At 66.0% G+C, this 14,155-nt stretch carries 10 protein-coding genes; 8 read left to right on the plus strand and 2 right to left on the minus strand.

The genetic code is table 11. The annotated features are described in order from the left end of the window. The first annotated feature begins 9 nt into the window (after positions 1–9). The 6 genes from IP78_RS08125 to IP78_RS08150 all read left to right on the plus strand — a co-directional run bounded on the left by IP78_RS08125 (position 10) and on the right by IP78_RS08150 (position 9,738). Complete coding sequence (locus IP78_RS08125) at positions 10–1,455, plus strand: sulfatase (protein WP_197272413.1); 1,446 nt, start codon at positions 10–12, stop codon at positions 1,453–1,455. A 9-nt stretch (positions 1,456–1,464) separates the two neighbouring features. Next, complete coding sequence (locus tag IP78_RS08130; RefSeq protein WP_156320333.1) at positions 1,465–3,480, plus strand: hypothetical protein; 2,016 nt, start codon at positions 1,465–1,467, stop codon at positions 3,478–3,480. 257 nt (positions 3,481–3,737) lie between these two features. Continuing rightward, positions 3,738–5,738 (plus strand): hypothetical protein, encoded by a 2,001-nt coding sequence (locus IP78_RS08135; protein WP_054111190.1) that lies wholly within the window; start codon positions 3,738–3,740, stop codon positions 5,736–5,738. A gap of 75 nt (positions 5,739–5,813) precedes the next feature. After that, positions 5,814–6,740, plus strand: coding sequence for a formylglycine-generating enzyme family protein (locus IP78_RS08140; RefSeq protein WP_231680957.1), 927 nt, complete (start codon positions 5,814–5,816; stop codon positions 6,738–6,740). A 74-nt stretch (positions 6,741–6,814) separates the two neighbouring features. Further along, positions 6,815–8,563: an arylsulfatase gene (locus IP78_RS08145; protein ID WP_082384908.1), complete on the plus strand. Its 1,749-nt coding sequence runs from the start codon at positions 6,815–6,817 to the stop codon at positions 8,561–8,563. Positions 8,564–8,643: 80 nt separating this feature from the next. Continuing rightward, entirely contained in the window at positions 8,644–9,738 is a 1,095-nt protein-coding gene (locus IP78_RS08150; protein WP_082384909.1) for an alpha/beta hydrolase, read from the plus strand. 7 nt (positions 9,739–9,745) lie between these two features. Here the strand turns inward: IP78_RS08150 and IP78_RS08155 are convergent, their stop codons facing one another. Then, positions 9,746–10,597, minus strand: a complete 852-nt coding sequence (locus IP78_RS08155) for an alpha/beta hydrolase (RefSeq protein ID WP_231680958.1) — start codon at positions 10,595–10,597, stop codon at positions 9,746–9,748. Positions 10,598–10,748: 151 nt separating this feature from the next. Here IP78_RS08155 and IP78_RS08160 point away from each other — a divergent pair, with 151 nt between their 5' ends. Beyond that, the gene (locus IP78_RS08160; protein WP_054111195.1) at positions 10,749–12,248 is read left to right on the plus strand and encodes a DUF1800 family protein; all 1,500 of its coding nucleotides are present in this window, start codon (positions 10,749–10,751) and stop codon (positions 12,246–12,248) included. Next, entirely contained in the window at positions 12,245–13,435 is a 1,191-nt protein-coding gene (locus IP78_RS08165) for a DUF1501 domain-containing protein (protein ID WP_054111196.1), read from the plus strand. The genes IP78_RS08160 and IP78_RS08165 overlap by 4 nt, the downstream gene beginning before the upstream one ends. A gap of 91 nt (positions 13,436–13,526) precedes the next feature. Here the strand turns inward: IP78_RS08165 and IP78_RS08170 are convergent, their stop codons facing one another. Continuing rightward, complete coding sequence (locus IP78_RS08170) at positions 13,527–14,102, minus strand: EF-hand domain-containing protein (protein WP_054111197.1); 576 nt, start codon at positions 14,100–14,102, stop codon at positions 13,527–13,529. Positions 14,103–14,155 lie beyond the last annotated feature (53 nt).

Raw genomic sequence — 14,155 nt, forward strand, 5'->3', positions numbered from 1 at the left:
AGAGGGTTCGTGTTCCTGCTTCTGGCTGCCTTGGCCGCGTGCGCCCATCGCACTGATGAGATCCTGGCGGCTCCTCGGCCGAATATCGTCCTGATCATCGCGGACGACATCTCTCAGGACTTCGGCGCCTACGGGGTTCCGATCGAGACCCCCCATTTTGATGCGCTGGCCGAGGGCGGGGTCTTGTTCCGGAACGCCTATGTCGCCGCCAGTTCGTGCAGCGTCAGCCGCGCCAGCCTGATCACCGGTCGCTATCCGCATAACCACGGGGCGCCGGAACTCCATATGCCCTTGCCGGCGGACCAGTTCGCCTTCCCCTTGGCGTTGGGCGAGGCCGGCTACTACACCCTGGCGGCCGGCAAGTGGCACCTCGGCCCCCACGCCGTTTCGGCCTTCGACAAGGTCAACGACATTACCTATGCCGACGACCCGACCGGAGCCGCGACCTGGGTGTCGGAGTTGCGCGCCCGTCCGCGGGACCGGCCTTTCTTCTTCTGGCTGGCTGGCTTCGACGCCCACCGCCCTTGGGAACCGATCACCACGGCCCCGCCAACCGATCCGTCTACTGTCGTGCTGCCCGTCGGCTTGCCGGACACGCCCGCCGTTCGTCAGGACTACGCCGACTACATCGACGAAGTCCGCCGGTTCGATCAGCTGATCGGAAATGTCGTCGCCGAGCTGAAGGCCCAGGGGGTCTTTGAAAATACCCTGATCGTGGTGACCAGCGACAACGGTCGTCCGTTCGCGCGGGCCAAGACCACGCTCTACGAAGCCGGCATGCGCGCGCCGCTGGTGTTCCACTGGCCGGCCGGGAACCTGCCGGCCGGCGTCGTCAGCGACTCCCTTATCAGCCTGATCGACATCGCTCCCACCTTCCTGGACGTCGCCGGGCTGGAGATTCCGGCGAGCGTGCAGGGGCTCACCATGGCGCCGGCGCTGCGGGATCCCGGGGCCGCGCCGCGCCAGACCGTCTTCGGTGAGCAGAACTGGCACACCCAGCGCTTCGCCGGCCGCATGGTGAGGCGAGGCGATTACGTCTACATCCGCGACTACGCGCCGAGCGCCTACAGTTTCATCATTGTCGAACGGCGGGATGCGACCAATGCGGAGCTGGTCCGCCTGCGCGAGGCCGACGCCCTGACGCCGCTTCAGGCCGAGCCGTTCTCGGTCGATCGTCCCGAAGAGCTGCTTTTCGACATCGTGGCCGATCCTGACCAGACCAACAACCTCGTGGGGTCTGCGGCGCATGCGCCGGTGTTGGCGGAGATGCGCGGTCTGCTCGAGAGCTGGCGCGAGCGCACCGGGGACTCTCTCGCACCGCTTGAGCAGCAGACCCCGGACCGCAATGACCGGACGACGTTTGAACAACGACACCCCGGTGCCCGTCCGCCCGACGGCGCCATTCCCGGTCGGGCGTCGGGCGCGACCGAAATCAACGATCCCGGGCCCCGCTAGACCGGCGTCATGCCCGGAGAGACCGACATGATGACCAGACTACTGCTTCTCTCCTTTATGGCGCTTTTGATGTCATGTGCGACGCCGTCTGCGGGCCGGAGTGCCGAGGGCGCGGACGATCGCATCGCTCGGGTCCTGGCTCATGTGATCGCGAACCCTGTGGAGCCGCAACCCGTTGGCCTGCATCCGGTGCAGCAGGGGCAGACGTTCTCCCGCCATTTCAATATTTCGAGGTCCGCGCGCGCCTATCTGCAACTGATGACCGACCCGTCGAAGGACGCTGAGTCGGCTCGGTTTCTCGACGAGGTGGCCCAGTATTACATCGATAACCCGGAAGAAATTCCGGATCCGGACTCGACCTATTGGGCGGGCGAGTACCACGCCGCCGCGCTCGCCAAGTTCGGAACCAACGGCTCGGTCAGACCATCCGCGATTCCGAGAGACGTCGAGGTCAAGCTGCTGACCTACATGGCCAGCTATGTGAAATATTGGTCCCGGCTCGACCGATACGAGTTCAGCCTCAGTCACCAGACCTATTACTATTGGAATAGTGAAAATCACTGGTGGCAGGAGATCGTCACCTCGTGGGGTTATCTCCTGGCGCTCAAGAACGATCCAGAGTTCTCAACCATGGTCCTGCCCAGCGGCCTCGGTCTGCAGGCGCATTACGACGCCACGGTCGACTACATGAAGGCCCACATGCGCCAGCGGGCGCGGAAGGGCTTCTTCCTGGAGATTTCCAGCGGCGGTTACGCTGGCCGCATGCACAACATGTACTTCATGATCGACGAGATCTCGCCGGATCCCGAACTGCGTCGGCTGGCCCGACTGTCGCTGGACCTGTGGTGGACCTTCTGGGCCGAAGAGCAGATCGTCGGCGAGCGCGGAGGCGGCAAGGTACGGCATCGCGGTCTCAGAGGACTGCTGCCGAACACCGAAGCCCACATGACCGACGTCTGGTACTATCACGGGGCCGGGACGCGAGACATGGACTATGTGAGGGACGTCACCGGGCCGAGCATGGCTTTGGCGATGGACTATATTCGTCTGCTCTCGGCTTACAGGCCGCCCGACTTCGTCACGGAGATCCTGCGGGATCGCGAAACGGCGCAGCCTTATGCGGTCGTTCAACGCCGCTTAGGCCGTTCCGCCGGGCAAGATGAGAACGGGCCGCCGGAAATTCTGAACGAGGTGCGCACCGTCTTCGACCGGGAGAGCATTCCCCGATATAGTTTCTACGATCTCGAAGAGTCAGACGTTCTCAAGTACTCATGGGTTAGCCCGAGCTTCGTGCTGGGCACCAACATGCGTCCGCCGCATGACGTGAGAGCATGGGCGGCGGGCAGCGCGCAGAGCTGGTGGCACGGCCTGTTGCTGCAGCACCCCGGGACGCCCTATCCGCAGCGTGTCGTTCCCACCGTGATCTACGATCGCGACTCCATGGGCGAGCAGTATGCGATTCAGTCGCGCGGCAGTTTCATGACCCGGAAACTGAACGACGCCTGGAGTCCGAACCGCGACAACAGCCGCCTGCCCATGGGAGTCTTCATCTCCGATGGATTGAGACGCCATACGTCGCTCGAAGGCGACTTCATCTTCATCGACAGCCCCACGACCTGGGTCGCGGTGAGGGCTGCGGGCGGTGTTTTCGCGCCGGCCAACGATGTCCTGGAGCCGCGTCATTCGCGGGCGGGGACGTTCTACGGGCTTTCGGACGACACCATGCCTGTGATCATCGAGGCGGCCGAACGCTCCGACTATCCCAGCTTTGAGGCCTTCAAGAACGCCGCGCGGGCCGCCGCGCTGCGCCAGTCCGATGGGGCCTATCACTACGAGAGCCTGTCCGGCGACACGCTGAGCATGTTCGATGATCGCGCTCGGCCCACGATCAATGGCACGGCCATCGATTACACGCCGGACGTGGCCTACCAGAGCCGGTATGTCCTGTCTCAGTGGGACAGTGGGGTCGTCACGGTTGCGGTGAACGGCAACCGCCATGTGCTCGATTTCATGGGGCCTGAATGAGCCCCGCGATCGCACAAAGCCCTCGTTCGGGCTGCTTGCCCTGCACACCGCCGGCCGCTGTCACGGGCAGGTTCCTGATCACGACGCGCCGGCGTCCGTTCGCCCGACGGCACGATGCCCGATCGGGACTCGGGACCGACCGATATCAACGATCCCAGATCGCAGCGGGCCTCGACACCCTCCTTAATGTCATACATAGTGATTTTCCTTCTCAACATGTGTGACCAATTCGACCGGTCAGAGGATGAGATCGTAGAATGAGATATCTCCATCTGGTCGTGTTCTGCTGCCTGGCCTTGTTGGTCTCCCATGCGACGCCCTCTGCGGCCCAAGGTCGGGAACACGCCGACGAACGGATCGCCGCCGTTCTCGCGCACGCGATCGCGAACCCCGTCGATCCACAGGCTGTCGGCACCCACCCGGAGCTCCCGGGACAGGCCTTTTCGCGGACCTACAACATATCGCGGTCGGCGCGTGCCTATCTGCAGTTGATGACCGATCCGTCGAAGGACGCCGACTCGGCCCGACTGCTTGAGGACGTCGCGCAGTACTATCTTGACCACCCGGAAGAGATGCCGGACCCGGATTCGACCTACTGGGCGGGTGAGTACCATGCCGCCATTCTCGCCAAGTTCGGGTCGAACGGCACGGTCAGACCGGCTGCCGTTCCGCGGCATGTCGAGCTCAAGCTGCTCACCTACATGGCCAGCTACGTGAACTATTGGTCTCGGCTGGATCACTATGCGTTCAGCGTCACTCACGACACCTTCTATTACTGGAACAGCGAGAACCATTGGTGGCAGGAGACCGTCACGGCCTGGGGCTATCTGCTGGCTCTGAAAAATGATCCCGAGTTCTCCGACCTGGTGCTGACCGATGGCCGCACTGTCAGCGAACACTACGACGCCACGGTCGACTACATGAAGGAGCACATGCGCCAGCGCGCGCGTAAGGGCTTCTTCGTCGAGATCTCCAGCGGCGGCTACGCCGGGCGCATGCACAACATGTACTATATGATCGACGAGATATCGCCGGACGCGGAGCTGCGTCGGCTCGCCAGGCTTTCGCTCGATCTCTGGTGGACCTTCTGGGCTGAAGAACAGGTCTCGGGCGAGCGAGGCGGCGGCAAGGTGCGTCACCGCCGGCTCAGAGGCCTTCTGCCAAACTCGGAAGGCCACATGCCGAGTGTCTGGTACTACCACGGCCTCGGTACGCGAAACCTGGAGTATGTCAGGTCGTTGCCGCAGCGATCGATGGTCTTGCCAGGGGAGTATATTCGCCTGCTGTCGGACTATCGCCCGCCGGCCTTTGTCACCGAGATCCTGAATGATCGTCTGTCCGCTCCTGCCTTTGCGGTGACGCAGCGGCGCGTCGGCCGTTCTGCGGGGCAGGACGAGAATGGACCGCCGGAGCTCATCAACGCCGCCCGGGGTGCCTTCAGTCGCGACACCATTCCCGAGTACAAGTTCTACGACATCGAGAACTCGGACGTTCTCAAATACTCGTGGGTTAGTCCGAGCTTTGTTCTCGGCACCAACATGCGTCCGCCGCACGACGTCAGGGAATGGGTGGCCGGCAGCGCGCAGGGCTGGTGGCACGGCCTGTTGCTGGAGCACCCCGGGACGCCCTATCCGCAACGGGTCGTCCCCACCCTGATCTATCCCGGGGACTCCATGGGCGAGCAGTATGCGGTGCAGTCGCGCGGGAGTCTCATGGCCCGCAAGCTGAACGACGCGTGGAGCCCGAACCAGGACAACGCGAACTACCCCATGGGCGTCTACATCTCGGATGGACTGAGGCGGCATACGTCGCTCGAGGGCGACTTCATCTTCATCAACAGCCCGACGACCTGGGTCGCTGTCAGGGCGGCGGGAAGCGAGTTCATCGCCGCCAACAACCTTCTAGAACCGCAGCAAGCCCGCGCCGGCACCTTCTACCGGCTCGAGAACGACACCGTGCCCGTGATCATCGAGGCGGCCGAGCACTCGGACTATGCGAGCTTCGAAGCGTTCAAGGCCGCCGTGCGGGCCGCCGCCCTGTCGCATGCCGACGGGGTCTATGATTACCAGAGTCTCTCCGGCGACCGGCTGTCCATGTTTGATGACCGGTCCCGTCCGCGGATCAACGGCGAGGTGATCAACTACACGCCGAGCGTCGCCTATAGCAGTCGATATCTCTATTCCGACTGGGATAGCGGGAGGATCACGGTGACGGTCGCCGGCCATCAGCACGTCCTCGATTTCATGGGGCCTGCATGACGTGGGCAGACAGGTCTTGTCCCGCCTTGGCGCGCGACGAGCGTTCTTGCTGACAAGTCTGGGAGCCGCAGTTCGGTGACCGAAGGCGTTGAGGGCATGCAGTGGGTGGAGGGTGGCTCATTCCTGATGGGCTCCGACCGCTTCTATCCGGAGGAGCGCCCCGTGCGCAGGGTTCGGGTCGACGGCTTCCATATCGACAGGCGCCCCGTCACGAACGCCCAATTCGCCGCCTTCGTCGCCGCGACGGGCTATCGGACGCTGGCCGAGATCGCGCCCGATCCCAGGGACTACCCGGGCATGCCGCCCGAGATGGCGCGGGCGGGATCGATCGTGTTCTCTCCGCCTGGCGGTCCAGTGCCTCTCGATCAGCCGCACCGATGGTGGGAGTTCCGGTTCGGTGCCCGCTGGGATCGACCGCACGGCGCTTCATCTTCGCTGGAAGGTCTCGAATCCCACCCCGTCGTGCACATCGCCTATTGCGACGCCGAGGCCTACTGCGCCTGGGCGGGCAAGGCCCTTCCGACGGAGGCCGAGTGGGAATTCGCCGCGCGGGGCGGCGCAGACGGACTGGACTACGCCTGGGGCGACGAACTGGCGCCGGGCGGACGCATGCTCGCCAACTACTGGCAGGGCCGGTTCCCGGCCGAGAACCTGCGTTTGGACGGTTGGGAGCGAACGTCTCCGGTCGAGGCGTTTCCCGCGAACGGCTACGGGCTCTACGACATGATCGGCAACGTCTGGGAATGGACGGCCGACTGGTACGGCACCTCGAACCCGCACCAGTCGTGCTGCGTCATCGAGAACCCGCGGGGCGCAAGCGAACGCGACAGCCTCGACCCGACAGAGCCTGCCATTCCGATCGGCCGCAAGGTGCTGAAGGGCGGGTCTCATCTGTGCGCCGAGAACTACTGCCAGCGGTATCGGCCGGCCGCGCGTCATCCCCAGGCCGTCGACAGTTCGACATCCCACATCGGGTTCCGCTGCGTCTTGCGGGGTCACTAGTGGGAACCGGCGACAACAATCGGTCGAGGTCGCAAGCGCTGCCCGACACCGGCGCGATCAGGAAGGCAAGTCCAATGCGTATCCGAATGAAATCGACCTTCCTCGTGCCGGTCCTGAGCATCGTCACGGCCTGCGTCGCCAGCGCCGAGCCCTACGTTCGACCGCAGCTCCCCGAACGCCAGGCGCGACCGAACATCCTGATCATCATGACCGATGACCAGGGTTACAGTGATGTCGGATACAACGGTAACCCGGTCCTTCAGACGCCCAGGATCGATGCCCTGGCGCAGAGCGGGGTGGTCTTCGACCAGTTCTACGCCCAGCCCGTATGCTCTCCTTCTCGCGCTGCTCTTCTGACAGGGCGTCACGCCATGCGTCTCGGCATACTGGATACCGAGGGCGGCAACGCGATCCTGGCTCCGGAAGAGGTGACCATCGCCGAGGCCCTCCAGACCGGCGGATACCGAACGGGGATGTTCGGCAAATGGCATCTGGGCGACAACGCGCCGGCGCGTCCGCAGGACCAGGGGTTTGAAAGGGTCCTGACCCACGTCGGCGGCATGATCGGCATGCCCTACAACCCGCCCCAGGGACGCTCCTACTTCGATCCCATCCTGATCGAGGACGGCGTGGATCGCCGATTTGAGGGTTACGCCCCCGATATCTTCACCGATGCCGCCATCGACTTCATGGTCGAGACCGCGCGTGACGGCACGGCTCCGTTCTTCGCCTTCCTGTCGCTCAACACGCCCCACCATCCGCTGACCGTACCTGACGCCTTTGCGGACCCTTACCGAGCTCGGGGGCTGAGCGAGGAAACCGCGCGCTACTATGGGATGATCACCAACATCGACCACAACGTCGGCCGCGTGATGGATGCGCTGGACGCCGTCGATTCTCTCGACGAAACGATCATCGTGTTCGTCGGTGACAACGGGACGTCGAGCCTGCATCGCCAGAGCGATCTCTGGGAAGCCGGCCTTCGAGGGCGAAAGACGGACGTCTACGAGAACGGCATCCGCGTCCCGATGATCCTGCGCCTGCCCGAGCCGACCGCCGCCGTTGGCGTGCGCAGCCAGGTCGGCGCGGTCGAAGACCTTATGCCGACCCTTCTGGAGCTGGCCGACGTCCCGACGGATGTCGAGTTTGACGGCGTCAGCCTGGCGACCGTGACGTCGACGCCCGACGCCGAACTGCCCGCACGCGATCTGTTCTTCCAGTTTCACCGGGGAAACGAACCGGTCCCCTACCGCAACATCGCCGTCCGGCGTGGGGACTACAAGCTGGTCCAGCCGGTGGGCCGCGGGCGGGAGGCCTTCGCGCCGGAAGCCGCCCGCTTCGAACTCTACAACCTGGCCGAGGACCCTCGCGAGACGACGAACCTCGCGGCCGAACAGCCCGATCGCGTGCGCGCCCTGATCGCTGCCTACGATGACTGGCTCGCAGAAGCGCGAGCGGACGCGCCGGGTCAGCAGGTCACCTGGATCGGCGACGATCGACAGCCCCTCGTCACCCTGTCTCGCCAGGACTGGATCGGTGCCGGCCTGGCGGATGGAGAGAACGGCTACTACGCACTCGAGGTGCGCGCGACGGGTCGTTATCGGCTCACCTTCCGCTGGAGCGAGCTTTTGAACGCCACTCACCCGGTGACGATACAGATCGGCGATCGGACCGTCCGCCGCGAAATTCTGAGCTCGGAGATGGAGGCGCGGATCGAGGACATCCATTTGGCCGCCGGCCCTTTGCGCTTGCAGGCATGGGTGACGATCGACGGCAGAGACAGCGGATTTGAGTTCATCGAGATCGAGAAGCTGGACGACTGACCGACCCGGACCGCCGTCGTCGGCTGTCACGGCTGGCGGTCTGAGACGGATGTTCCCTTCAAGACCCACAAGGAGATGACATGATTGCCCGATCTCACTGGCTCAGGTGGGTCTCCACAGCGGGCGCGTTTGTCGCGGGTCTCGCGATGGCTTCAGGCTGCGCCGCGGCGGCGCATCAGGACCTGACGTCGGCTCCTCGATCTTCGGCCGAAGCCCCCGTCCGTCCGGAAGACGCCATCGCGCCAGAGCTACGCGCCGGCCTGGCGACACGCACGCCAGCCCAGCTGGATGGGCAGTGGCTCGAGCAGAACCGACGTCGCCGGGCGCAGGCCATGGCCGCGCTCACGGCATCGATCCCCGAGGGGGTGGAGGTTCGGTCCATCCCCGGCCCCGCTGGAGCCCCCGACGTGACAGTGCTCATACTGGACCCTCATCCGGATCGCGATGATGAGCCCGCCTTCCTGTTCATGCATGGCGGAGGCTTTGTCGGAGGATCCGTTGCGCAGACGGCTCCGCGTCTGCCGGGTCTGGCGCGGGCGTGCGACTGCGTCGTCATTTCCGTGGGGTACCGCCTTGCGCCGGAGACACCGTTTCCAGGGCCGATGGAAGACAACTTCGCTGCGCTGAGTTGGCTTCATCAGAACGCTGCGGCTCTCGGGGTCGATCCAGACCGCATCGCGGTCGGAGGAGGCAGCGCGGGCGGAGGACACGCCGCTCAGCTTGCCATCGCAGCGCGTGATCGCGGCGTTCCCGTGCGTTTCCAGCTGCTCATCTATCCCATGCTGGACGACCGCACCGGCAGCACACGGCGCGTTCCCGGTCATATCGGGCACTTCGGGTGGAACGAAGCTTCAAACCGGTTTGGCTGGAGCGCCTATCTCGGTCGCCCCGCCGGTTCGGATGATCCGCCTCATGGAGCCGTGCCCGCGCGCGTGGAGGATCTGTCCGGCCTTCCGCCTGCCTGGATCGGCGTGGGCTCCGCGGACCTCTTCTTCGCCGAGAACCTGGAGTATGCGCGCCGCCTCGGCGAAGCGGGAGCGATGGTCGAGGTCGTGGTCGTCCCCGGCGCCTATCACGCCTTCGAAGGCGACTCGCCGGACAGTCGTGCCACGATCGAGTTCACCAACAGCTGGCAGAACGCCCTGCGCCGCGCTCTGCATCCCGAGACGCCGTGACGCGGGTTCAAGGCGCGTCCAGAAACCCGACCTGCCGTAGCCAGGCTTCGCAGAGCCTGGGCCAGACCGCGACGGGCGAGCCGTGAGTATCCAGCGCAAAGCCGTGCGGCGCATCGGCGAAGATGTGCAACTCGGCCGAGCCGCCCGCGTCGCGCAGCGCCCCCGCCAGACGGTGCGCGTTCTCGACCGGCACGACGGGGTCATTGGCCGCGTAGACGATGAAGGTCGGCGGCGGGTTTGCTATCAACTGGGCGTCAGGCTGGAGTCGGTCGTAAAGCGCCTGCTTCTCCGGTGGGGGCAGGGGGGCCTTGTCTTGGACAACCGTCCGGCCCTTCGCATTCGTCGAGATCGGTGCATAGCCGACCACGAGAACGTCCGGTCGTGTCGATTGCTGCGCCCGTCCCGTCACGGGCGAAGGCCATTCCGTCGGATACTCAGCGGCGAGGCAGGCGGCCAGGTGACCCCCTGATGAGAGGCCCACGACCCCCAGGCCTCGATCCGCTTTTCCGCTGGCCCGGATCATCCGCATGGCTTCCATGGCGTCGTCGAGGGGCGCGGCGGTCCCGTGTTCGGCGTTGGGAAAGCGATGGACGAGGACGTAGGCGTGATACCCGAGCGCGGTCAGCCAGCCCGCGACCGCCACGCCTTCCCGGCCGACCATCAGGGCGGTGTAGCCGCCGCCGCCCAGAACGAGCATCGCCCGCCCGTTGGGCTGAACCGGCCTGAACTCGAACAACCAGGGCCGAGTGACAGCGGTGACGATCGCGGCGTCCGGCGAGGCAGCGACGTTTTCCAGCGAGAAGGAGTCGTGAAGTTCTGATCCCCTCCACAGCGGCCACGCGGTATCGGATCCGAACAACGGCATGCTCCTTGGCGGGGGCGTTCCTCGATCCAGACTGTGAAACGCCAGACGGTCTTTCGCAAATCGGCGCTGGTCGCCGTTCCGCGAAGCGACGGAAATGTCCGGGCCCAAGCGTGGAACCAACACATCGCACGAATGAGGTGGGACCATGCCCGCTCGAACCGACGCCCGGATGAACGCCGCCATCGCGCTGACGCGCTTCGGTCTCGGGGCCCGCGCCGGCGAAATCGACCGCGTGTCGGGCGATCCCGTCGGGTGGCTGGAAGCGCAAGTTCGCGCCGACGGCGCGCCCAATCCGGTCGGTGAGTTCGAGGATACGCCCGCGCGGGTCCAGGCCCTGCTCGACTATCAGAGCAACAACCGTTCGATGCGCCGCGATCGACCGGACGCGCCCGCCCGGATGTCGAGCGAGGCCATGGCCATGGCCGAGGCGGCCATGCCGATGTCGGAAGAGGCGGCGCCGGACCCGCAGGCGCAGGCGGCCTTTGACGCGCGGCGGGAGAACCGGCGCTCCCTGGTCCAGGACACCGGGCGGGAGTTCCTGGCCCGGGCCCAACTGGGCGCGACCACCCAGGCCGGGTTCGCCGAGCGATGGGCCCTGTTCTGGGCCAACGCCTTCACCGTCTCGGCGACCAAGTTCCAGTCGGCGATCTTCATCGGCCAGTATGAGCGCGAGGCCATTCGGCCCAACGTCTTCGGCCGGTTCGAGGATCTGGCGGTGGCGGCGGAGACCCATCCCGCCATGCTGCTCTATTTGGACCAGGTGCAATCGGTCGGGCCAAACAGTCGTGCGGGCGCCCGGCGTCAGGCCGGACTGAACGAGAACCTCGCCCGCGAAATCCTCGAACTGCATACCGTCGGGACGGAGGGGGGATACAGCCAGGCCGATGTAACCGAGTTCGCGCGCGCCCTGACCGGCTGGTCTATCCCCGGTAACCGCGACCAGGACCCGCGGCCTCGGCGGGGCTTAGCGGCCGAGGTGTCCGGGAACGGCGGGTTCATGTTCCGCGCCTTCGTGCACGAGCCGGGCCCTCGGACGGTGCTCGGCCGGACCTATCCGGCGGGCGGCGCCGAACAGGGCGAGGCGATCCTGCGCGACCTGGCCAGTCGGCCCGCGACGGCGCGGCGGCTGGCTCGGAACATCGCACGCCACTTTGTGGCGGACGACCCGCCGCCAGCTCTCGTGGATCGGCTCGAGGCGGCGTGGACCGGCTCGCGCGGCGACCTCGCGCAGGTCGCGCGGGCGTTGGTGACGTCGCCCGAGGCGTGGGACTCGCGACCCGCCAAGATCAAGGCACCGTATGAGTTCGTGGTCTCGACCCACCGCGCTCTCGGGACGCAGCCGCAACGCATGCAGCCGCTGCAGCAGGCCCTTATTCAGATGGGGCAGCCGGCGTTCAGCCCGCCATCGCCCGAGGGCTGGCCGGATACGGCCGCCGACTGGGCCGGGCCGGACGCGCTCGTCAAGCGATTGAACTGGGCCAAGACCGTCGGCGACATGGCGCGCAACCCCGACCCGAGCGCGGTCGCCGCCGAGGCGCTCGGGCCGCGCCTGACCGAACCCAGCAGGCTGGCCGTGGCGCGCGCCGAGAGCCGCTCCGAAGCCCTGACCCTCTTTCTCATGTCCCCGGAGTTCCAGCGCCGATGACCCGCTTCATCCAGATGAACCGTCGCCTGCTGTTGGGCGGGCTGACCGCCGGGATTGGCCTCGCCTTCGCCGGACAGGCCGGGGCTCAGACGACCGGCGGACGGCGCAAGCTCGTCGTCATCATCGCGCGCGGCGCGATGGACGGGCTATCGGTGACCGTGCCCTATGCCGACCCCGACTACAGGGCGCTACGTGGATCGCTGGCCATCGCGGGGCCCGGACAGCCGAACGGGGCCCTGCCGCTCAGCGAAGTGTTCGGTTTGCACCCCGCGCTCACGACCCTGCATGACATGTATCGCGTGGGTCAGATGCGGTTCGCGCCGGCGGTGGCCATTCCGGTCCGGGTCCGCTCGCACTTCGATGCGCAGGACGTGCTGGAAAATGGCGGCGAGGGGCTTCGATCCCAGTCGGATGGTTGGCTGAACAGGGCTCTCCTGGCGAGCGGTGGGGCAGGGGCGCTGAAAGGACTGTCGATCGGCGCGCAAACCCCGCTGATCCTGCGCGGTTCGGCGGAGACGTCCAGCTGGGCTCCCGGAGGTCGGGTGAGGGGCGAGGACCGGATCGCGTCCCTGCTTCAGGACCTCTACGTCTCCGACCCCATGCTGGGCGCGAATCTGGCGCGGGGCCTGGAGACCGAGGCCTTGGCCATGACGATGCAGGATGGGACGGCTCCGGTGCGCCGCAACGACGTCGCCGGCATGGGACAGGCCGTGGCGCGGCTGATGACCGGCGAAGCCGGGGCGGACGTGGTCGCCTTGTCGGTCGACGGCTGGGACACCCACGCACGCCAGTTGGCCCAGATGCAGACCCGGCTGGAGGGTCTGGACGCCCTCATCAGTGGACTGAGGACGGGGCTCGGCGAGGAATGGACCCGTACGATCCTGATCGTCGCCACCGAATTCGGCCGCACTGCGCGGACGAATGGGACGCAAGGGACCGACCATGGCACGGCCTCCTCGCTCCTCTTGGCGGGCGGCGCGATGAAGGCCGGAGGCTCGATCGGCGACTGGCCGACCCTGGCGGCCAACCGACTCTTCGAGGACCGTGATCTGGCCCCAACGCTCGACGTCCGTTCGGTGTTCAAAGGTGTCTTGCTCGACCACCTGGGCGTGGATCGCGCGGCGCTGGACTCGACCGTCTTTCCGGGAAGCGCGGACGAGGCACCGACATTGACCGGGCTCGTATGAGCCCTCCGATTGCGAAGCGCGTCGTGTGACAGCGCCTTGGCGGAGGAGTGAGGCCCGCAAGCGGGGCTAGATGGGCCAGTTCCAAGGCTCGCTACATGCCTCGCCCGCCGCGCCGGCACATCTCGCGCGCCCTGCCTTGCATGGTTCGACGCATCTCGGCTTCGATCTGGGCCCTGATGGCACCCGGATCCATGCCGGCGCCGCTGACTTCCACAAGCAGTTCGGCGCGGGTCAGCGATCCATCCCGGTCGGTATCCAGCCGCCTTACGACCTCATCGAAGGTGGCCGTGAACTCGCTGCGCGAGACCCGACCATCCTGATCGTGATCGAACTGCATCCGGCCAGGCATGCTGTACTCGGAACCCAGATATGTCCGCGACCACGCCACGAACTCGATGGCTCTGAGATAGCCGTCCGTATTCCCGTCGCTGGCGTCGAAGCTCTCTGCGGCACCGTGGCTGACTTCGGCGCGACTGACGCGCGTGTCTCGGTCGATGTCCAGACTGGTGAGGAACAGTCCTACGGGCATGGCGATCCGGGATCCGTTCAGATCCTGTAGCGTCCTCGTCGGACCATTGGATGCCAACCGGGGTGCGGACGGCTCAGGCTGACTGGCGCACGCCGACAGCGTGACCGCCGCCAGAAGCGGAAATATCTTGCGGGTCATGGTCTCTCCTGAGCCGATTAAACAAGCGGGCTGTTGTGAGTGGGGTAGGGAGG

It is taken from the genome of Brevundimonas sp. AAP58, assembly GCF_001295975.1.
Classification (GTDB): domain Bacteria; phylum Pseudomonadota; class Alphaproteobacteria; order Caulobacterales; family Caulobacteraceae; genus Brevundimonas.

Excerpts from the sequence above, each read along its gene's own strand:
- IP78_RS08170 (WP_054111197.1), bottom strand. The coding sequence starts at position 14,102 with ATGACCCGCAAGATATTTCCGCTTCTGGCGGCGGTCACGCTGTCGGCG.
- IP78_RS08165 (WP_054111196.1), top strand. The coding sequence starts at position 12,245 with ATGACCCGCTTCATCCAGATGAACCGTCGCCTGCTGTTGGGCGGGCTG.
- IP78_RS08150 (WP_082384909.1), top strand. The coding sequence starts at position 8,644 with ATGATTGCCCGATCTCACTGGCTCAGGTGGGTCTCCACAGCGGGCGCG.
- IP78_RS08130 (WP_156320333.1), top strand. The coding sequence starts at position 1,465 with ATGCCCGGAGAGACCGACATGATGACCAGACTACTGCTTCTCTCCTTT.
- IP78_RS08160 (WP_054111195.1), top strand. The coding sequence starts at position 10,749 with ATGCCCGCTCGAACCGACGCCCGGATGAACGCCGCCATCGCGCTGACG.
- IP78_RS08145 (WP_082384908.1), top strand. The coding sequence starts at position 6,815 with ATGCGTATCCGAATGAAATCGACCTTCCTCGTGCCGGTCCTGAGCATC.
- IP78_RS08135 (WP_054111190.1), top strand. The coding sequence starts at position 3,738 with ATGAGATATCTCCATCTGGTCGTGTTCTGCTGCCTGGCCTTGTTGGTC.